The organism is Cohnella caldifontis (assembly GCF_029360585.1).
Classification (GTDB): Bacteria; Bacillota; Bacilli; order Paenibacillales; family Paenibacillaceae; genus Cohnella; species Cohnella caldifontis.
In genome coordinates this window covers 136,058-156,920 of sequence record NZ_JAQZSJ010000006.1, presented here as the reverse complement: position 1 = coordinate 156,920, position 20,863 = coordinate 136,058, and the positions used below count along the sequence as shown (strand labels likewise).

Here is a 20,863-nt window from a genome sequence, read left to right as displayed (position 1 = left end):
AAGCGTTGAAGGTAGACTTTCATTTCCATCTGGAGGAAGGACCGTATTCTTTCGGATGGCTGCAAAGAACGGCAAAAGCGCTTGAACTTACGTCAGAGGAAATCCCCGCCGAGACGAGCGACCATTCGCTTCCTTGGATGGCCGAACAGGTCCGCCGAATGCAAGCCCGAATGGAGGAAGGCTGCTTCTCCGAGCGATGGATGGAACGGTTCTTCGCGCAAGGCCGCAAGCGCGGCATCGAACGGTTCGGCATCGTGGATCACCTGTACCGCTTCGAGGAGTTCAAGGAATATTACGAACGGCATATCACGGTTGACGACAGCGAATTGGGACGGCTGCAACGACGCTGGCTGGACCGGGTCCGCGTCGGCTCGATCGAGGAATACGCGGCGGCCGTCCGCAAGATGCGGAAGAAAGGACACCCGGTCTCGCTCGGCGTGGAAGCCGATTATTTCCCTGGCGGCGAGGAGGAGCTGAAATCGCTGCTGGGCCGCTATGAGCTGGATTACGTAATCGGCAGCGTGCATTTCGTGGACGGGTGGGGCTTCGACAATCCGGAGGTTCGGCAGCTTTTCGAGTCGCGCGATTTGCGGGAGTTATACCGGGACGGCTTCGAGCTTGTCAAGCAAGCGGCCCGTTCCGGCCTATTCGATATCATCGCCCACTTGGACAACTTGAAGGTGTTCGGCTACCGGCCGGACGAGGCGATGCTGCGGCCGATGTATGGGGAAGTCGCGGCGGAGCTCAAACGAATGGACGTTGCGACCGAAATCAATACGGGGCTCGCTTACCGTTATCCGGTGAAGGAGGCGTGCCCGAGCCCCGTTTTCTTGCGTATCCTCCATGAATATGGAGTACCGATCACGCTGAGCTCGGACGCCCATTTTCCCGACGATATCGGCACGATGCTGGACGAAGCCGCCCGGATGGCCTGGGAGGCGGGTTATCGGGAAATCGTCTACTTTCAGGAACGCCGGAGGATGGCGATACGGCTGGGGATATAGGAAATGAAGAAGACCGCCGGAGTGCCGGGCACACAGGCGGTCTTCGAGCTGTCGAACGCGTTTAGTCGTACTTGCGCTGGGTCGTCCGGAGCAGGTCGGAGAAGAACACGAGCGCGAGCCCTTGTCCCCAGCCTTGCACGCGTTTTTTCGAGGTTTCCTTGTAACCTTCGACCGTATGCATGACGGCCGTCCCCGCCGAGACGTTCAGCACGGAGCCGTCTTCGGACACCTGCGAGAGCATCCCGGAGATCGCTTTCTGCACGTACTTGTTGTACAGGTTCCCGCGCGACAAGAGCGCCGCGGCGATGCCGGCGGAGCCCGACGTTTCGAGGTAGGAGGAGGGATCGGTCAGCACGGTGTGCCAGAGCCCTTCTTCGGATTGCAGCCGGACCAGCGCGGCGAGCTGGTCGCGGAGCGACCCTTCGATGATCATGAAGGCCGGCAGCTGCACGTCGACGACGTTCAGCGCCTTGGCCATCGTCAGGGCGGCCCATGCGTTTCCTCGGCACCAGTATACGGAGGACATGTGGTTTTTCGCGATGTTGTCCCAGCCGTGATAGTACAGGTTCGTCACCGGGTCCTGGAGGCAATCCTCGTGGCCGTGGTATTGCTTGATGCCGTCCATCATGTAATCGTCGCGTTTCAGCACGTCTCCCATGCGGACCAGGAACAGGCCGGCCATCATCATCGTGTCCACCCAGGCCTGTTCGGGGAAGACCGCGGAGTCCGAATTGACGGTGTGCTGCAGAATGCCGCCGCCGAAACGCTCCGCCTCATGGGTCAGAAATTCGGCCATGCGCGTCGCGACGTCGATGTATTTCTCGTCTCCCGTCGCCTGATAGAGGGAGATCAAGGCGTGCCCGAGGGAAACGCCGTTCACCGACAGCTTCGGCAGCCCGTCCTCCAGCTTCTCGTCCACCCACTCCCGGAGCAGGCGCAAATACTTCTCGCTGCCGGTCGCTTCGTATGCGGAAGCCACGCCGTAGAAGGCGACGCCGGCCGGCCAATCCCAATTGAAATCCATGCGGAACGTCCGGTCGACGATTTTGTCGATCACGCCGCGAATTTGCGATTCGTCGAATACCAGTTGCGGCATCTCTTCCCGCACCTCCATTGTTCTATTCTCAGCCCCTTTACCCTTTCAACCCGCTCGTGCTGATTCCTTCGACGATATATCTCTGGAACATGAAGAACACGGCCAGCACCGGAACGAGGCTCACGACGGACATCGCGAACATCGCGCCCCAGTTGGAGACCGTCTCGCTGTCCAGGTACATTTTCAAAGCCATGGAGACCGTGTACATGCTCGGTTTGTTCAAATACAGCACCGGACCCAGCAAATCCTCCCATCTCCAATAGAAGGAGAAGATCGACGCCGTCGCCAGCGCGGGCGCGACCATCGGCAGGATGATCCGGAAGAACAACCGGAACTTTCCGCAGCCGTCGATCGTGGCCGCCTCATCCATGTCGTACGGAATGGTCCGGATGAACTGGATGATCAGGAAAACGAAGAACGGCACGCCGAAATATTGCGGGATGACGATCGGCTTGATCGAGCTCAGCCAGTGCAGCTTGGAGAAGATGATATACTGCGGAATCAGCGTCACGTCCGACGGCAGCATGAGCACCATCATCATCATCGCGAACCAGAACGTGCTGCCGAAAAATTTCAGCCGGGCAAAGCCGAACGCGACGAACGCGGAGGACAGGACCGCTCCGAACGTAGACAGGACGACGATGACGAGCGTGTTTTTGATGAAGACGCCGAACGAGTTCTCCCCGATGCCTTCCCAGCCGATTTTATAGTTGTCCCAAATCCAGGGAGACGGAATGAGCCGATCGGACGTGACGAAAATGGTGTCGCTCGGCTTGAACGAACTCATGAACAGCCAGAGCACCGGATAGATCATGATGAGCGCGAGTACCGTAACGATCGCGTAGTAGAGGAACGATTTCAGCGATTTCGACCTCATGTCATTCCCCTCCTTTGGATTCGTAGTGCACCCAGAATTTCGAAGACGCGAACAGGACGCTGGAGACGACGGCGACGATGAGGAGCATGATCCAAGCCATCGCGGCCGCATACCCCATATCGGTGAACACGAAGGCCCTGCGGAACAAATAGAGCGAGTACAGCATCGTGCCGTCCAGCGGTCCGCCTTCCCCTTTGGAAATGATGTAGGCGGGAATGAACGTCAGGAAAGCCGAAATGATCTGCATGATCAAGTTGAACAGGATGATCGGCGTCAGCATCGGGATCGTGATCCGGAAGAAGCGCTGGACGGCGTTCGCTCCGTCGACTTCCGCCGCTTCGTGCAGGCTCGCCGGGATGTTCTTGAGACCCGCCAGGAAAATGAGCATCGAAGACCCGAATTGCCACACCGACAGGAAAATCAGCATCCACAAGGCGGCGAGCGGCTCGCCGAACCACCGGACGGAGCCGATTCCCAAGGCATTCAGCGCCATGTTGACCAGACCTTCGTCATTGAACAGGTTCCGCCACATGATCGACACGGCGACGCTTCCGCCGATGATGGACGGCAAATAGTAGATGGTCCGGTACAATCCGATCCCCCGGGCTTTCGCGTTCAGCAGCATGGCGATCATCAGCGCGAAGGCCAAGCGGAGCGGGACGCCGCCGAAAACGTAGATGAGCGTCACCCGGAGGGAATTCCAGTATTTCGGATCTTTATTGAACATTCGGTCATAGTTGTCCAGGCCGATCCATTTCGGCGCGGAGAACAGGTCGTAGCTCGTGAACGACAAATACAGGGAAACGACGATCGGGATGGCCGTGAAGACCAGGAAGCCGATGACGAAGGGGCTGATGAAGGCGTAACCGGTCAGGTGACGCTTCCAGGAAATCGATCTCATCATTCTCCACTCCTATGCGTGCAGGCTTTGTATATGGCGCTTCGGTCCGGATGAAGAGAAGCTAGCCGATCGCCTGCGATCGGCTAGCCCCCGTGTTTCGGCAACGCCGGCTTACTGTTTGTTCTTCGCCAGTACCGCGTTCGCTTCTTCCCTGAATTTTTTGGCCGCATCTTCCGGCGTGATTTTGTTGTACTTCATCATTTCGTCGTACGTCTTGAAGATGGAGGCGACTTCACCCGCGCCGATCGGGTCCACCGGGTCCATCGGCGAGCTGTGCGATTCGACCCATGCGATATAGTCGAATACTTTCTGCTGCTCGGGCGTGAGCAGGGGTTTGAGGGCTTCCTTCACTTTGGACGACAGCGGTACGCCGCGGTCGCCGAGAATCAGCTTGTTCGCTTCGACGTCGTTGACGAAGAAGTCGATGAACTTGGCGGCTTCTTCCTGGTTCTTCGAGTTTTGGGCGATCGACAGGTACATGCTGGGCTTTAAGAACATGCCCTTCTCCACGTTCGGACCCGGCAGCGGCGCGATTTCGAGCGGCCGTTTGGCGGTCGACTGGAGACCGATGTACTGGTTGGACCATTGCCAGTTCGAGATCGCCTTGCTCTTCACGACGAGGTCGTCCTCGACGCCTTTGATCTGGGCCGTGACGTCCGGCGCCGGTTCGCCCTTCGCTTTCGTGATCCCGGTGGTCATGCCGAAGAAGTTGACGAACAGGCTGTCGTCGTCGTAACCGAGCTGCGTGCCGTCCGGGCTGTAGAGCGTTTTGCCGTTCTGCCTGAGGTAGTAGCCGAAGAAGACTTCCGGCCGCAGGCCCACGTCGAAGTACAAGCCTTGGCTTCCCGCTTTGAGCGCGTAGGATTTGTAATCGTCCCAGGTCCACGTTTCCGGGATTTTGTCGATGCCGACTTTTTTCAGAAGCTCCGGATCGTAGTCCACGTTCAAGGCGTTGACGCCCGTCGTGAAGCCGTACAGCTTGTCGCCGACCTTGCCGCCGCTCAGGGCGTTCTCGGCGATGTCCGCCGTGTTGATCAACCCTTTGTCGATGAGCGGCTTCAAGTCGACCAGCTGGTTCTTCGTGCCGTATTGCGCGATGTAGGAGAGGTCCATCTGGATGATGTCCGGCAGCTGCTGGGCGGTCGCTTCCGGCGCGAGCTTCTTCCAATAATCGTCGAAGTTGGCGTACTCCGGTTCGATCTTGACGTTCGGATGAAGCTTCTCATACATGTCGATGAGTTTCAGCGTGTAGTCGTGGCGAGGCTGGCTGCCCCACCAGGCGAAACGGAGCGTGACTTGCTTCCCGCTGTCCGCCGGGGCCGAGGCCGACGGGGAGCCGGATCCGGAAGCTCCCGCGTCCGAGGATTCGCTTTTGCCGCCGCCGCCGCTGCCGCAGGCCGCCAGCGACACCGCAAGCGCGGTCGTCGTCAACGCTTTGAACCATGATTTCATGTACGCATCCCCCTAATGGTTTGTGGCGAAAGTGCTTACATGACTCATTGTAGCGGGAGCGAAAAAGAGGCGGAATCCAATATTCCGGCCTCTTTGTTCAAAAATCAGAGTACCGCTCGGCGGGGGGGTATCGGGGGGAGTTTATGAAATCGAAAAAAAGGATAGGAAATTGCAAATGACTCCGGCGGCAAAGGCGGCTATGATGAAAGGGCATACGCCAACCTTCCGGGGGGACGATACGATGAAACGGTCCACGTACGGCATCATATACGGGCTTTTCGCGGCTTTATTCTTGTTGTTCGTCTGGTATTACAACTTCCGCGGGGACCGTCAAGACGCTTGGGACCAAAGCCCGTCCGGGCTCGCCGGGGATATCGAGGATAAGTACGTGATGGTTACGTTCCAGTCGGGGCTCGACTATTGGCGGACGATCATGAAGGGCTTCGAAGACGCCGCCCAAGGGCTGAACGTCTCGGTGGAGTTCCGCGGCGCGACGCAATACGACCCGCACGAGGAGATCACCGTGCTCGAGCAGGCGATCGCGAGGAAGCCGGCGGGCATCGCCGTGACCGCGATCGACCCGGAATCGCTCAATCCGGCGATCGACAAAGCGGTGAAAGCGGGCATCCCCGTCGTGCTGTTCGACTCGGGAGCCCCCAAAAGCGCGGCCTATTCCTTCCTTGGGACGGACAACTATAACGCCGGAGCTCAAGCGGCGAGGGAAATGGGACGGCTGCTGGGCGGAAGGGGAGAGGTGGCCGTCATCACGCAGCCGAACCAATTGAATCACGAAGAGCGGACGAACGGTTTCCGGGATACGCTGCGGGCCGAGTTTCCCGAAATCGGAATCGCGGAAGTGGCGGACGGCAAAGGGGATATCGGGATCTCGGAAAAAACGGCTAAGGAGATTCTGGCGCGACACCCCGAAGTTGGCGGCTTTTTCGCCACGCAAGCGAACGGAGGCGTAGGAATCGGACAAGCGCTCAAGGACCTGGGCGTCGCCGGACGCAAAACCCTGATCGGTTTCGATACGGACAAGGGCACGCTCGATCTGGTGAAAGACGGAACGATCGACGCCACGCTCGCCCAGGGGACCTGGAACATGGGCTACTGGTCGCTCATGGAGCTGTTCCACCACCACCACCGGCTCGTGCAGCCGGGCAACGAGGATCCGCAGGGCACGCACTCGCTTCCTCCCTATATCGACACCGGGATCACGGTCGTGACCCAAGCCAACGTCGACCAATACTACGCGAAATAACGGGAGAACGGGAGGAGCGCGCATGGACAAACCGCCTATCGTCATCGGACGCTCCTTTTACGCCCGATGGCTTCCCCGCCATCTGCCGATCCGCTACAAGCTGCTGATGCATTTCCTGCTGATTACGATCCTGCCTTCCTTCGCGCTGGGGATTTTGGCGGATCTGGTGACGAACCGGGTCATCGAGCGCCATATGAACGCCAATACGCTGCAGCTCATTTCCAAAGTGAACCGGACGCTGGAGTTTTACGCGGACAGCGTCCAGAATACGACCTATTACATTTCGGATAATCCGCAGGTCAGACGGTTCCTGCGCGGAGAGCCGCTGAGCCGGGAATCCCGCGGAGAGGCGCTCGATTTCCTGAGGGGCTTCTCCACCCTGCAGACCGAAATCGCCGGCATCATGGTCGTGAACGCCGAAGGCGATTATCTAAGCAACGACATGTATGGCCGTTCGTCGATGGACCTCACGAGGGAGAAATGGTACCAGGAAGCGGTCGCCGGCAAAGGCATCTTCGAAATGATCGGCCATCCCTACGGGCGCAACGTAACGACGCACGCCAACTACAAGGAGGCGGAAGTGGTGTCGGCCGTGCGCGCCGTTCTGGATCCGGACACCCAGCGGGTACTCGGCGTCGTGCTGATCGACCTGAAGCTGAGGGTCATCGTGGAAGCGGCCAAAGACGTCAGGCTCGGGAAAACCGGCCTCCTCTTCGTCTTGGACGAGCATGGAGACCCGATCTACGTGCCCAAGCAGCTGGGCTTCGAAACGATACCGCTCCGCTGGCTGGGCGGGCAGTCCTCGGGGAATTTCGTCGAGACCGTTAACGGGCGCAAGCTGCAGTTCATGTTCCTGAAGTCCTCTTTCACGAAATGGGCGACGATCGGGGCGTTTTCCACGTCCGAGGCGGCGCCGGAAGTCCGGCAAATCCGGCTGTTCGTCGGGGCGTTCATGTTCGGGGTCTGCTTGCTCGGCATCACCGCTTCGTTCGTGCTCTCGCAAGGCATTTCCCGGCCGATCGGGCGGCTCATGACCTTCATGCAGCGGGCCGAATCCGGCGATTTGACGACCCGTTATTGGGGAGACGGCATGGACGAGGTGGGCATGCTGGGCCGAAGCTTCAACAGCATGCTGACCAAGATCAACGATCTGATGTCCTTGGCGGAACGGCAGGAGAAGCAGAAGCGGGAGGCGGAACTGAGGACTCTCCAGGCCCAAATCAAGCCGCACTTCCTCTACAACACGCTGGACACGATCCATTGGATGTCGCGCAAGCGGGGCGCGGAGGACGTGGCCGAAATGGTGGAAGCGCTGTCCCGGCTGTTCCGGATCGGCCTCAGCAAAGGCGGGGAGTTCATTCCGCTGGCGGAAGAGTTCGAACACGTGCGCAGCTACTTGAAAATCCAGCAGCTGAGGTATCGGGACAAGCTGCGGTTCGAGCTGGAACTCGAGCCCGGCATCGCGCACGTCCCGGTTCTGAAGGTGATCCTGCAGCCGATCGTGGAAAACGCGATCTACCACGGCATCAAGGAGCGCAGGGGTCCGGGCCGCATTACCGTCCGAGGATTCCGCGAGGACGATCGGATCGTGCTATCGGTCTCGGACGACGGCGCCGGCATGGACGAGCGGAAGCTGGCCCTGATGCGCGAGCGGCTGGAGCACCCGGCGGGGGAGACGCCCGACGCTTCCGCGGCGGGGTACGGGTTATCGAACGTTCAATCCCGCCTGCTGTTAACCTACGGAGATCCGGCGTTCGGCTTGCGGATCGACAGCCGGCCGGGAGCCGGAACGACCGTCACGATCGCGTATCCGATTCAACGGGAGGAGATTTGACGATGCATGACGCACCCTGGAAAGTGATTATCGCCGACGACGAGCCGATCATCCGGGAAGGGATCCGGGATGCGGTCGATTGGGCTTCCCTCGGCCTTGCGGTCGCGGCGGAAGCCGAGGACGGGGAAGAAGCGTTGGAGCTCGCCGTCCGCCATTCCGCGGATTTGATGCTGGTCGATTTGAACATGCCCATCCTAAACGGCATCGATCTGATCCGGGAGCTGAAAGAACGGCTGCCCCAGTGCCGGATCGTCATCGTTACGGGACACGACGAATTCGGATACGCGCAGCAGGCGATCCGATACGGCGTGGACGAGTATATCCTGAAGCCGGCGAATCCCGGGCTCTTGACCGACACGCTGCGCAAAATCGCGTTCGACCTGAAGCTGTCGAAGGAGCAGGAGAAACATCTGGCGCTCGCCTCCCGGCAAATCCGCAAAAACATTCCGCTCCTTCGCGAGCGGTTCTGCAACGAATGGATCGAAGGCGCGGTCGGCCTGGAGGAGGCGCTGGAGCAGCTCGCGTTTCTGGAGCTGCCCCGGCGGGCGCCGGGCTTGATCGGCGTTTTGAGATGGCCGGAAGCCGATTCGGGAACGTCCGCCCGCTCCGAACGGGGCCGCCAATTGATGCTGTTCGCCATGGAGAATATCGCGGACGAAATGCTGGAGAAGTTTCCCCGCGTGCTCTTTCGGGATTCCTTGGGATTTCTTTGCGCGATCGTCTGGGACACGTCGGATCCGGCGGATTTCGCGGCCGTGGAGCAAGCCGTCAACGCTTACCTGAAACTGCAGGTGGCCGCGCAGGCGGAACCGATCGAGGGGACGGGCGGCGTCCCGGCCGCGTACCGCAAAGCCAGAAGCGGCGTATATAAGGAATCCGCAGTCTCGCCGCTCGTCCGCAGGGCCCGGCATTACATCTGGGAGCATTACGGAGATTCGCGGCTTTCGCTGGAGGAAACGGCGTTGGCGATCGGCGTTTCGTCCGTTTATTTGAGCCGGCTGTTCAAGCAGGAGCTGGGGACGACCTTCGTCGCTTTCCTGACGCAGACCCGCGTATCCAAGGCGATCCAGCTGCTCAATGCCACGTCCCTCACCGTCGCGGAGATTGCCGAAGCGGTCGGATACGAGTCGCAGCATTATTTCAGCACGGCGTTCAAAAAAGCGGCGGGCGTCTCCCCGATCCGCTACCGCAAAGGCGGGTCCGCGGAAGGGGAAGGAAGTCCCGCCAAGCCGGGTTAAATTATCGCAAAAAGTTGTCGGTTTCTTGGAAAGACGGTGTCCGAACTCCCATGTTACATTACGTTCAGACCAACGAAAGGGGAGTTTGGCAGTGAAAAAAATCGCAATATTCGCACTTCTTTTGGTACTCGTATTGGCCATTTCCGCATGCGGCAAAAAGAGCGGCGGCGACGAAGCGTCTTCGCCCGCAACCGCCGGCGCTTCCTCGGCCTCGTCCGGCGGGGACAAGGGCACGATCGGCATCGCGATGCCGACGAAATCGTCGGAGCGCTGGGTGAAGGACGGCGACAACATGGTGAAGCAGTTCCAGGCGCTCGGCTACAAGACGGACCTCCAGTACGGAGAGGACGTCGTCGAGAACCAGGTGTCCCAGATCGAGAACATGATCACCAAGGGCGTCAAGCTGCTCGTCATCGCTTCCATCGACGGCGAAGCCCTCACCGACGTTCTGCAGAAGGCGCATGACGCGGGCATTCCGGTCATCGCCTACGACCGCTTGATCAAGAAGAGCGAATACGTCGACTACTACGCGACGTTCGACAATTTCAAGGTCGGCGTGCTGCAAGCCTCTTACATCGAAGAGAAGCTCGGGCTCAAAGACGGCAAAGGCCCGTTCAACATCGAGCTGTTCGCCGGCTCGCCCGACGACAACAACGCTTACTTCTTCTTCGACGGCGCCATGAGCGTGCTTAAGCCTTACCTCGACAACGGCAAGCTGGTCGTCAAGTCCGGCCAAACCAAATTTGAGCAAGTCGCTACGCTCCGGTGGGATGGCGGGGTCGCGCAATCCCGGATGGACAATCTGCTGTCGGCGAACTACACGACGGAGAAGGTCGACGCGGTCCTCTCCCCGTACGACGGCATCAGCATCGGGATCCTGTCCTCGCTCAAGGGCGTAGGCTACGGATCCGGCGACAAGCCGCTGCCGATCATTACCGGCCAAGACGCCGAGCTGGCATCGGTCAAATCGATCATCGCCGGCGAGCAGACGCAGACGGTGTTCAAGGACACCCGCGAGCTGGCCAAAGTCGCCGTCTCGATGGCCGACGCCGTCCTGAACGGCAAAAAGCCGGAAGTCAACGACGAGAAGACGTACGACAACGGCGTCAAGGTCGTGCCTTCCTATCTGCTCGTTCCGGTATCCGTGGACAAATCCAACTATAAGCAAGCGCTTGTCGATACCGGCTATTACACCGAAGACCAGCTGAAATAAGCATCGCCGGCAGCAGGCAATTTCCAGGGTGATTTCGCGACGGCTGCCGCCGGCCGGCAAGCCGTCGCGGAATCATTTCTACTTTACGAGAGAAAGGCCGGGTGAAACATGGCGGACGCGATCTTGGAGATGCGGGGCATCACGAAGTCGTTTCCCGGCGTCAAAGCGCTGGAGAACGTCAACCTGACCGTCATGGAGGGCGAAGTGCACGCGCTTTGCGGGGAGAACGGCGCGGGCAAGTCTACCCTGATGAAAGTCTTAAGCGGCGTTTATCCGCACGGAACCTACGAAGGGGAGATCCGGTACCAAGGCCGGCCTTGCGAATTCAAGGACATCAAGCAAAGCGAGAACATGGGAATCGTCATCATCCATCAGGAGCTTGCCCTCATTCCCTACCTGTCCATCGCCGAGAACATTTTTCTCGGCAACGAAGTGGCCCGCAAAGGCGTCATCGATTGGAACGAAACGGTCGTGAAAACGAGGGAACTGCTGCAGACGGTAGGCCTCGAAGAGAACCCGCATACGCTGATCACCCATCTCGGGGTCGGCAAGCAGCAGCTGGTGGAAATCGCCAAGGCGCTGTCGAAGCAGGTGAAGCTCCTCATCTTGGACGAGCCGACGGCGGCGTTGAACGAAGAGGACAGCGAAAATTTGCTGCGGCTCATCTTGAAGCTGAGAGGCCAGGGCATCTCGTCGATCCTGATCTCCCACAAATTGAACGAAATCGCCAAGGTGGCGGATTCCATCACGATCCTGCGGGACGGCCGGACGATCGAAACGCTCGGCATGCGCCGGGACGAAGTGACGGAGGACCGCATCATCAAGGGCATGGTCGGACGGGATTTGACCCAGCGTTATCCCGAGCGCAAGCCGGAAATCGGGGAAGTCATTTTCGAGGTGCGGAACTGGACCGTCTATCATCCCCAGCATCTGGAGCGCAAGGTGATCGACAACGTCCATCTTGAGATCCGCCGGGGCGAAATCGTCGGCATCGCCGGCCTGATGGGCGCCGGACGCACGGAGCTGGCCATGAGCCTGTTCGGCCGGTCTTATGGACGCAAGATCAGCGGGGAAATCCGCAAAAACGGCAAGCCCGTCGTCTTCCGAAACGTGCCGGAGGCGATCGATAACGGACTGGCCTACGTGACGGAGGATCGGAAGCAGTACGGGTTGATTTTGATCGACGACATCAAACGGAATATCTCGCTCGCCAATTTGAAGCGGATCTCCCGCGGCGCGGTCGTGAACGAGAACGAGGAAATCGTCGCCGCCGAGTCGTTCCGCGGACGGATGAACATCAAAACGCCGAGCGTCCTGCAGAAAACGGGGAACCTGAGCGGCGGCAATCAGCAGAAAGTCGTGCTGAGCAAGTGGATTTTTTCCGAGCCGGACATTCTGATCCTCGACGAGCCTACCCGGGGCATCGATGTCGGAGCCAAATACGAGATCTACACGATCATCAACCGGCTGGCCTCGGAGGGCAAAGGCGTGCTCCTCATCTCCTCGGAGCTGCCGGAAATCCTCGGCATGTGCGACCGCGTTTACGCGATGAGCGAAGGCCGGATCACGGGCGAAGTGCGGCGGGAAGACGCTTCGCAGGAAACGCTAATGAAACTCATGACGAAAGGCAAGGGGGATTGAACCCGTGGATGCCGTAAAGAACCTGTTCCGCAATAACGTCCGCCAATACGGCATGATCATCGCGCTCGTGGCGATTACCCTGCTGTTCCAGATTTTGTCCGGCGGGATTTTGCTCAAGCCGCTCAACATTACGAACCTCATCCAACAGAACAGTTATATCCTCGTGCTCGCCATCGGCATGGTGCTCGTCATCATCACCGGACACATCGATTTGTCCGTCGGCTCGGTCGCGGCGTTCGTCGGCTCGGTGTCCGCCATCATGATGGTGAACCACGGCATGCCGTTTTTCGTTGCGCTGATCCTTTCGCTGCTGCTCGGGGCGCTGGTCGGCGCGTGGCAAGGATTTTGGATCGCATACGTCCGGATTCCCTCGTTCATCGTCACTTTGGCGGGCATGCTGCTGTTCCGGGGCCTCACGATGATCGTGCTGGAAGGCAAGTCGATCGCTCCGTTTCCGAAGGCGTTCCAAAAAATGAGCACCGGGTTTCTGCCGGACGTCGGAGGAGGATCGGTCCATACGCTGTCGATCGCCGTCGGCATCGTGCTCTCGCTGCTGATCCTCGCGCAGGAGTGGAGGACGCGCCGGACCCAGCTCAAGTACGGGTTCGACGTGGCGCCCCTGCCGCTGTTCGCGGCGAAACTGGCCGCCTACGCCGCGGTGATCAACGCGTTCACCTACGTGCTTGCGGAATACCGCGGCATTCCGTACATCCTGATCATCCTGTTCGCGCTGATCGTCGCCTACTCGTTCGTCATGAGGAAGACCGTCATGGGCCGCCGTACGTACGCGCTGGGCGGCAACGAAAAAGCCGCCGCGCTGTCCGGCGTCAAGACGAAGAAGGTGACGTTCTGGGTGTTCGTCAACATGGGCGCGCTCGCGGCTTTGTCGGGCCTGATCTACGCCGCGCGTCTGAACGCGGCGACGCCGAAGGCCGGCGTCAACTTCGAGCTCGACGCCATCGCGGCGTGCTTCATCGGCGGCGCTTCCGCCTCCGGGGGTATCGGCACCGTAGTCGGCGCGATCATCGGGGGCCTCGTCATGGGCGTCATGAACAACGGCATGTCGCTGATCGGCCTCGGCATCGACTGGCAGCAAGGGATCAAAGGCCTCGTGCTGCTGCTCGCCGTCGGTTTCGACATTTACAACAAGAACAAAACCGCTTGATGCGGCACGGAAAGGGCGAAGCCGCCGTTCTCTCGGGGACGGCGGCTTTCTTGCGCCGATTTCCATGGTAGAATGGGGATGCTTGCAAAATCTGCGGTCAAGGGCGGAACCGAAATGAGCTGGAAATCGATCGCGAAGTGGACCGGGACGGCCGGGCTCCTTTTCGCCATGAACGGTTGGATCAATCTGGCGCTGATGAAGCCTCTGCCCGGCGGGTCCGAGGCGTTTTATGCGTTTCGCAGCCGCTTGGACGACGCCGCGTTCGTGCTGATCTTCCTTTTGCTGGCGATCGTCTTTTGGGCGATGTTCGCCTTTCTGCCTCGGGAGCGGGGGTATTCGTATTTGGGGACGATCTCGCTGCTGACCGCGCTGCAGCTGTTTCTGGATTGGGATCAGAAAAGCCTGCTGTTCGGGCCGATGCCGGACATTCCGCACGCCTCCCTGGTCGTGAAAAGCGGAATCGTCTTTTTGTTCTTCTCCTTCATTCCCTATTTGCTGCGGACCGGCAAAAAGCCGATGACGAGGGTTTTCCGATGGGCGGGCGGCGGATTGTGGACCGTGATCGCCGCGGCTTGGCTATGTTCGGCTGGGGATTTCACGTTCGGGGTTCTGAACGCGCTGTTCCTGGCGCATCTATTTCTGAACATGGCGCTTTGCGTCGGGCAGTTCCTCGCCTTGCTCCGGCGTCCGGAGCATCAAGCGGAGCTGCGCTTCATCGGCGCGGGGTTCCTCTTGTTTACGGTCATTCTTCTTCCGGACCCGGTGAAAGACGTGATGGAGCAAATCCAGGGACGCGTACTGGGCTACCGGATGTCGTTCTGGGAGGAATGTTTCGAAGATACGTTCGCTTGGGCGCTGCTCGCGCTGCTTTCGGTATTCGGGATCGCGTTTTTCCATCGGTTCGTCCAGACGGTCAAGGACAATCGGGCGTTTACCGAGGAGCTTCGCCGGAAGCACGAGGCGCTGGAACAGGAGGCGGCGGTTCGCCATCGGCTGGACCAATGGGTGACGGAGCTGCTGGGAACGTATCGAATCGGGGATTTGGAGCAAGTGGTCGTCCGGGAAGGCCGGCGTTATTTCCATCCGAACGCGTTCGCGTTGGCCGAGCGGGAAGCGGCCGACGGTTTCGTCCGTTTCATCGGGGAGGGGGCCGGATTATCGTCCGGGCCGGACTTCGTGCGGCCGTTTGCGGCCGAATGTTCGAAGCTGAAGGCGGGAGAGACCGCGGCCTCGTCCTCCTTGGCATTGGGGGCCGTCGGCAACCGCGAAGGAAACCGGCTGTTTCTGGCCGTATTCCGGGAGGATGGCGGCCCGCTCGAACTCGCAGAACGGGACAAGTTCGCTTTCCGCCTCATGGCGAAGTACGTATCGCTTCTCTACGAATATTTTCAGATGATCGATCACCGTTTCAAGGAAATCGAACAGCAGCAAGCGGAACGCGCGCCTTGGCTGTCCAAATTGTTCATGCAAATCGCGGAGAAGGAACGAAGGCGGCTCGCTTCCGATCTGCATGACGAAACGCTGCAGGAACTGCTGCATCTCCGCCGGTTATTGGACCGGGCGGCGGCCGATCGGGGGGAACGCGAGCTGCTGGAGCCGCTGAGAATCGGACTGGAAAACGCCGAATTCATGATCCGGGAAACGTGCTCCGAGCTGATGCCTTCCTTTTTGTCCGAACAAGGCGTCTTGCGCGCGGTGTCCCGTCTGGTGGAGAAAACCCGGCTGCGCGCGGATTTTCAACTCGAGTTCCGAGCCTACCCGTTCGAAGCCGTCCTCAGCGACGAACAATCGACGGCGGTATACCGTGTCGCGCAAGAGTTGATCAACAACGCCGTCAAGCACTCCGGGGCGAATCGCGTGGATCTGGAGATCCGGCAGGAGTCGGATCGACTGCAGGTCCGGTATGCGGATGACGGCAAAGGGATGGCGGCCGAAGAAGCGCTTTCCTCCACGGAGGGTCTCGGGTTAAGGGGAGTGCAGGAGAGGATCCGCATGCTGGGCGGGGACATGACGCTGAAGTCTCGGCCGGGCGCGGGGGTCACGCTGGAGTGCCGGATCCCGGTGTGACGTTACGCTTCCAGGTTCAGCCACTTCCCCTCGATCCCTTTCAGCACGGCGTCCTGACGGGAAGATACGCCTAATTTCTCGAATAAATGGGAGATCGAATATTCGACGTTGCGCTGGCTCATGAACAGCCGGTCCGCAATGTCTTTGTTTTTATGTCCCAACGCGATCAGCTTCAGTACCGACACTTCCCGATCGGACAACGGCCGGTTCGCTCCGGCCCCTTGGGGGTGCTGAAGCAGGAAATGGTTTTTCGTTCTCAGCTGCCTGGCCAGCTCGGTGGGCAGAATCGTGAAATGCTGCAGGGCCAAACGAAGCGTCTGGATCAATTCCGCTTCGCCGGCGGCTTTCTCGAGTACGCCCGTCACCCCGGACTCCATCAGCCGGTCGTAATGCTCCGCGATATCCTCTCCGGTCAAAATGACGATGATCGCTTCCGGTTGACGCCGAAGCGTCGCTTCGGTCAATTCGTACCCGTCCATGCCCGGCAGCTTGAGGTCGAACACGTACAATTCGAAAGCCTGCCGCTCCATGATCTCCAAAGCAGCGGTACCGCTGGACGCGGTCATGACCTCGAATCCGTGTTTTTCCAGCAGCATGGCGGTTCCGGCCAAAAAGGAGCGATGATCGTCCACCAACAAAAGCGGCTTCAAGTCGGTTCCCCCAAACGTTTTTCCTTATCTTCTTCTTACTTTACTATAAGGGCCCGATTTCGGCACCGAAATCGGCCGGAAGCGCACCGAAAAGGTTTTTGCGGGGGTTCGGCGTTCTTTTTCGGTGAGGCCCCGCGGGGATCGTGATAGGGTGGAATCAAGAACCCGCAAGGAAGGTGGAAACATGGAGAAGCGGTTGGTTTATTTGGATCGGTTGAAGGTTTTTCTTACGGCGTTGGTCGTCCTGCACCATACGGCGATTATGTACGGGGGAGCGGGTAGCTGGTACTACTACGAGCGCACGGACAACGCGGCGGTGACGGCGCTGCTCTCGACGCTGACGGCGGTCGATCAGACGTTTTTCATGGGCCTGTTTTTTTTCGTTTCCGGTTACGTGACGCCGGCCTCATACGATCGCCGGGGAGGCTTGCATTTCCTGAAGGCGCGGTTGATCCGTTTCGGGATTCCGCTGTTGTTTTTCATGCTGGTCATCGCGCCGCTGCTGGGTTACTTTTCTTCCGGCTATTCGGGCTCGATGGCGTCGTATCTCCGGGCGGAGGTTTTTCCTCATCCGCTTCGAGGAATCGCAGAGTTCGCGGTTGGACCTCTATGGTATCTGGAAGCGCTGCTGATCTTCTTCCTCGTGTACGCCGGGATCCGGCTTGCGGCGGAAACGGGCAAATTCCGTCTATCGCCTCCTCGATTGACGCCTCGCTTGATGGCCGGTTATGTCGCTGCCGTCGCTGCGGCCAATTTCCCGGTGCGGATGGCCTTTCCCGTCGGAACCGAATGGATTCACCTGCAGTTGGGTTATTTTCCGGCCTATATCGGGTTGTTCGCTGCGGGAACGGCGGCTTATCGCGGGGATTGGCTGCAGCAGCTGAGCGTCGACACGGCGCGCCGATGGAGATGGCCGGTCGTCGCGATGGTCGTGACGCTGCCGGCGGGAATGGCGCTCGGCGGCGCGCTGGAAGGCCGTATGTCCGCGTTCATGGGCGGAGTGAGCTGGCAAGCCGCTTTCTATGCGCTGCTGGACCCGCTGCTGGGACTGGGCATCACCTACATGCTGCTTGTCTGGTTCCGCGAACGATGGAACGGGGCTCCGACACGTACGACCCGCTGGCTCTCCGGCCACGCGTTCGCCGTGTACATCCTGCATGCCTTGTTCGTCACCTGCTCGGGCTTCGCATTCCGCTCGCTGGCTTGGAATCCGCTGCTTAAATTCGCCGTGGCCGGCGGCATCGCCCTCCTGCTCGTTTATGCGGCGGCGGCGCTGGTTCGCAAAATCCCGGGCTCCAGCCGGGTCGTGTGACGAAGGTAGCTTTCTTTCGATAGGGGATCGGCGTTGATCGGTTTCGAAGGTGACGACGTGGCGGACGGGTCGGCCGGGGCGATTCCGCAATTCCATTATCGACGCTACTCGCTCCGCGGAAGAGGAGAGCCGTGCAGGCGGCGGTACTGCTCCGGCGTGAGACCTTCCTTCCTCCGGAACGTCGCGATGAAATGGCTGGCGTCCCGGAACCCGACGGCTTCCCCGATCTCCTTCACCGTGCAATGGGTCAACACCGGCAGCTTCTCCTTCGCCTTCCGCAGCCGCAGCCGGATGAGGTAGGCGTAAGCCGACTGCCCGAACAGCTGGCGGAACCGTTCGTTCAACTGCCGTTCCCCGATGCCCAGCCGCCGCGCCATTTCGGATAGGCTGAGCTCCGGATCGGCATACTCCGTCTCCAGCCATTCGAGAAGAGACTGCATGTTTTCCAGCCTGCGGGACATGGAGGGCCGGTGGTCGGTCCGGCCAGCCGTCTTGAGCAGCGTCAAAAACCGGTACAGCTCGGCGGACAGCTCCCATCCCGAACGGTCCCCGCCGCTTTCGGCCATCGTCATCATCCGCTCCCATTGCGCGGAGATCCGGTTTTCTCCTTGTTCCCATTGATACCTCTCCGTCCGCGCGCCGAACGCGGAGCGGATCCACTCCAGGCCCGCGCTGCCCTCGAACGTGATGTATGCCGTCCGCCAGACGGACGATTTGGCCCGGTACCGGTGCGGCACGCCCGGATGCACGAGAATCCCCGTCCGGGGCGGCAGCCGCCAGATCCCGAACTCCGCTTCCCATTCCCCCTCGCCGTCCACCGTATGGAGCCAGTGAAAGCAGGGATAGCCGAGCGGCCGCTCGATCGGCTCCTGGTCGGGATTGTTGCCGATCGTCTCCAGGCCGATCGGAAGGGGCTCCGGCGGCACCGGCAGCACGATTCTTCGCATCATGCCGAACCTCCATTTTCTTATATCCAACTCCTTTATATTATATCGAAACGGCTGAATTTTCGTCATAGAATGAGAGTAAAACGATGCGATTTTATCGGATCGCCGAATGGGGTGCGGGCGTTGATCAACGCGAAGAAACCGAAGATTTGGTACGGGGGCGACTACAATCCCGACCAGTGGGAGAAAGAGATTTGGGACGAGGACGTCCGGATGTTCAAGCTCGCCGGCATCGACGTAGCGACGCTGAACGTATTCGCCTGGGCGAAAAACCAGCCGAACGAAGAGACGTACGACTTCGGCTGGCTCGACGAAATGATGGACAAGCTTCACGCGAACGGAATCGGCGTCTGCCTGGCGACGAGCACGGGCGCCCATCCGGCCTGGATGGCGCGGCGTTATCCCGACGTGACCCGCGTCGATTTCGACGGCCGCAAGCGGAAATTCGGCGGACGCCACAATTCCTGCCCGAACAGCCCGACCTATCGCCGCTTCTCCGAGAAAATGGCGGGTAAGCTCGCGGAACGGTACAAGAACCATCCGGCGCTGCTCGTCTGGCACGTGTCGAACGAATACGGCGGGTATTGCTACTGCGACAACTGCGCCGCGGCGTTCCGCGACTGGCTGCGGCAACGGTACGGCACGATCGGGGAAGTGAACCGCGTCTGGAACACGGCGTTCTGGGGCCATACGTTCTACGATTGGGACGACATCGTGCCTCCGAGCGGCGTGAGCGAAGAATGGCGCGGGGCGAACGGGCGGACCGAGACGAACTTCCAAGGAATTTCGCTCGACTACCGGCGTTTCCAATCCGACAGCCTGCTGGCCTGCTATGAGCTCGAGTACGATGCGCTCAAGAAGCATACGCCGGACGTGCCGGTTACGACGAATCTGATGGGGGCGTTCAAAGAGCTCGATTACCGCAAATGGGCCAAGAAAATGGACGTCGTCTCCTGGGACAACTACCCTTCGCTCGACACGCCGCACAGTTACACCGCGATGATGCACGACCTGATGCGCGGGTTGAAGGAAGGGTTGCCGTTCATGCTGATGGAGCAGACGCCGAGCCAGCAAAACTGGCAGCCCTACAACTCGCTGAAACGTCCGGGCGTCATGCGGCTGTGGAGTTACCAGGCGGTGGCGCGCGGGGCGGACACGGTTATGTTCTTCCAACTGCGGCGTTCGATCGGCGCCTGCGAGAAGTACCATGGCGCCGTCATCGAGCACGTCGGCCACGAGCATACGCGCGTGTTCCGCGAATGCGCCGAGCTGGGCGGCGAATTGAACCGGCTGGGCGCGGAGCTGCTGGACAGCCGGGTGAAGACGAAAACCGCCGTGCTGTTCGATTGGGAGAACTGGTGGGCCGTGGAAATGTCCAGCGGACCGACGATCGCCCTGCAATACGTAAAGGAAGCCCATAAATGCTACGATGCGCTGTATCGGTCCCGGATTCCGGCCGACGTGGTCGGCGTGGAGGCGGATTGGGACGGCTACGACGTCTTGATCGCTCCGGTGCTTTACATGGTAAAACCGGGCGTCGCTGAAAAGCTGGAGGCGTTCGTGAGCCGGGGCGGTACGCTCGTCACGACATTCTTCAGCGGCATCGTGGACGAGAACGACCGCGTCGTGACCGGGGGCTACCCGGGCAAGCTGCGCAAGCTGCTCGGCATCTGGGCGGAGGAGATCGACGCGCTGCTGCCGACGCAGAGCAACCGCATGGTGATATCGTCCGGCGGCTGGAACGGCATGCGGACGGAATACGCTTGCGGCATGCTCTGCGATTTGATCCATTCCGAAGGAGCGGAAGTCAAGGCGGTATACGGCGATGATTTCTATCGCGGCATGCCGGCGCTGACGGTGAACAAGTTCGGCCAAGGCGAAGCCTGGTACTTGGCGACGAGTCCGGAGCAGGCGTTCCTGAACGATTGGCTGCCGCGGCTTTGCATGGGCCGAGGGGACGCCCCGCTGCTTGCGGAGGCACCGGAAGGCGTCGAGGCGACGCTGCGGGAGAAGGATGGCCGGGAATATTTGTTCGTCCTGAACCACAACGCGGATGCGGCGCGGGTCGACCTTGGCGAGCGGGCGGGCACGGAGCTGCTGAGCGGGCAGAAGCTGGCGGGAACGGCCGAGTTGGCCGGCCGAGGCGTGTGGATCGTGCGCGTGGGCGGCTGACGGGTTTTCGCCGGGCCGCGGACCGGTTCGACG

The 20,863-nt window shown here is 60.1% G+C and carries 16 protein-coding genes; 10 read left to right on the top strand and 6 right to left on the bottom strand.

Translation table 11 applies throughout. From position 1 onward, the window contains the following. Nucleotides 1-5: 5 nt before the first annotated feature. On the top strand, nucleotides 6-1,004 hold the full coding sequence (locus PTZ19_RS11375) for a histidinol-phosphatase HisJ family protein (RefSeq protein ID WP_276354520.1): 999 nt from the start codon (nucleotides 6-8) through the stop codon (nucleotides 1,002-1,004). 61 nt (nucleotides 1,005-1,065) lie between these two features. Here PTZ19_RS11375 and PTZ19_RS11370 read toward each other — a convergent pair whose 3' ends face one another. The 4 genes from PTZ19_RS11370 to PTZ19_RS11355 form a co-directional block, all read right to left on the bottom strand. Further along, the gene (locus PTZ19_RS11370) at nucleotides 1,066-2,100 is read right to left on the bottom strand and encodes a glycoside hydrolase family 88/105 protein (protein ID WP_276354519.1); all 1,035 of its coding nucleotides are present in this window, start codon (nucleotides 2,098-2,100) and stop codon (nucleotides 1,066-1,068) included. Between the two features lie 37 nt (nucleotides 2,101-2,137). Next, on the bottom strand, nucleotides 2,138-2,977 hold the full coding sequence (locus PTZ19_RS11365; protein ID WP_276354518.1) for a carbohydrate ABC transporter permease: 840 nt from the start codon (nucleotides 2,975-2,977) through the stop codon (nucleotides 2,138-2,140). Between the two features lies 1 nt (nucleotide 2,978). Further along, the gene (locus PTZ19_RS11360; protein WP_276354516.1) at nucleotides 2,979-3,878 is read right to left on the bottom strand and encodes a carbohydrate ABC transporter permease; all 900 of its coding nucleotides are present in this window, start codon (nucleotides 3,876-3,878) and stop codon (nucleotides 2,979-2,981) included. A gap of 111 nt (nucleotides 3,879-3,989) precedes the next feature. Beyond that, entirely contained in the window at nucleotides 3,990-5,330 is a 1,341-nt protein-coding gene (locus PTZ19_RS11355; RefSeq protein WP_276354515.1) for an ABC transporter substrate-binding protein, read from the bottom strand. Between the two features lie 241 nt (nucleotides 5,331-5,571). Between PTZ19_RS11355 and PTZ19_RS11350 the strand changes: the two genes are divergently transcribed. From PTZ19_RS11350 to PTZ19_RS11320, 7 genes are all read left to right on the top strand, one after another. Continuing rightward, nucleotides 5,572-6,591 carry a substrate-binding domain-containing protein gene (locus tag PTZ19_RS11350; protein WP_276354514.1) on the top strand — a complete coding sequence of 340 codons (1,020 nt, stop codon included), beginning with the start codon at nucleotides 5,572-5,574 and terminating at the stop codon, nucleotides 6,589-6,591. Between the two features lie 22 nt (nucleotides 6,592-6,613). Next, on the top strand, nucleotides 6,614-8,425 hold the full coding sequence (locus PTZ19_RS11345) for a cache domain-containing sensor histidine kinase (RefSeq protein ID WP_276354513.1): 1,812 nt from the start codon (nucleotides 6,614-6,616) through the stop codon (nucleotides 8,423-8,425). Between the two features lie 2 nt (nucleotides 8,426-8,427). Beyond that, nucleotides 8,428-9,663, top strand: a complete 1,236-nt coding sequence (locus PTZ19_RS11340; RefSeq protein ID WP_276354512.1) for a response regulator transcription factor — start codon at nucleotides 8,428-8,430, stop codon at nucleotides 9,661-9,663. Between the two features lie 91 nt (nucleotides 9,664-9,754). Next, on the top strand, nucleotides 9,755-10,876 hold the full coding sequence (gene chvE, locus PTZ19_RS11335) for a multiple monosaccharide ABC transporter substrate-binding protein (protein ID WP_276354511.1): 1,122 nt from the start codon (nucleotides 9,755-9,757) through the stop codon (nucleotides 10,874-10,876). Nucleotides 10,877-10,984: 108 nt separating this feature from the next. After that, nucleotides 10,985-12,517, top strand: coding sequence for a multiple monosaccharide ABC transporter ATP-binding protein (gene mmsA / locus PTZ19_RS11330; protein WP_276354510.1), 1,533 nt, complete (start codon nucleotides 10,985-10,987; stop codon nucleotides 12,515-12,517). A 4-nt stretch (nucleotides 12,518-12,521) separates the two neighbouring features. Next, nucleotides 12,522-13,682, top strand: a complete 1,161-nt coding sequence (mmsB, locus tag PTZ19_RS11325) for a multiple monosaccharide ABC transporter permease (RefSeq protein WP_276354509.1) — start codon at nucleotides 12,522-12,524, stop codon at nucleotides 13,680-13,682. Between the two features lie 114 nt (nucleotides 13,683-13,796). After that, complete coding sequence (locus PTZ19_RS11320; RefSeq protein ID WP_276354508.1) at nucleotides 13,797-15,749, top strand: sensor histidine kinase; 1,953 nt, start codon at nucleotides 13,797-13,799, stop codon at nucleotides 15,747-15,749. 2 nt (nucleotides 15,750-15,751) lie between these two features. Here PTZ19_RS11320 and PTZ19_RS11315 read toward each other — a convergent pair whose 3' ends face one another. After that, a complete protein-coding gene (locus PTZ19_RS11315; protein ID WP_276354507.1) occupies nucleotides 15,752-16,399 on the bottom strand; it encodes a response regulator transcription factor in 648 nt (215 codons plus the stop codon). A gap of 184 nt (nucleotides 16,400-16,583) precedes the next feature. Here PTZ19_RS11315 and PTZ19_RS11310 point away from each other — a divergent pair, with 184 nt between their 5' ends. Beyond that, entirely contained in the window at nucleotides 16,584-17,711 is a 1,128-nt protein-coding gene (locus PTZ19_RS11310; RefSeq protein WP_276354505.1) for an acyltransferase family protein, read from the top strand. Between the two features lie 104 nt (nucleotides 17,712-17,815). Here the strand turns inward: PTZ19_RS11310 and PTZ19_RS11305 are convergent, their stop codons facing one another. After that, a complete protein-coding gene (locus PTZ19_RS11305; RefSeq protein WP_276354504.1) occupies nucleotides 17,816-18,661 on the bottom strand; it encodes a helix-turn-helix transcriptional regulator in 846 nt (281 codons plus the stop codon). A 120-nt stretch (nucleotides 18,662-18,781) separates the two neighbouring features. On the opposite strand from PTZ19_RS11305, the gene PTZ19_RS11300 reads away from it, so the two are divergent. Then, complete coding sequence (locus tag PTZ19_RS11300; protein ID WP_276354503.1) at nucleotides 18,782-20,830, top strand: beta-galactosidase; 2,049 nt, start codon at nucleotides 18,782-18,784, stop codon at nucleotides 20,828-20,830. Nucleotides 20,831-20,863: the final 33 nt, after the last annotated feature.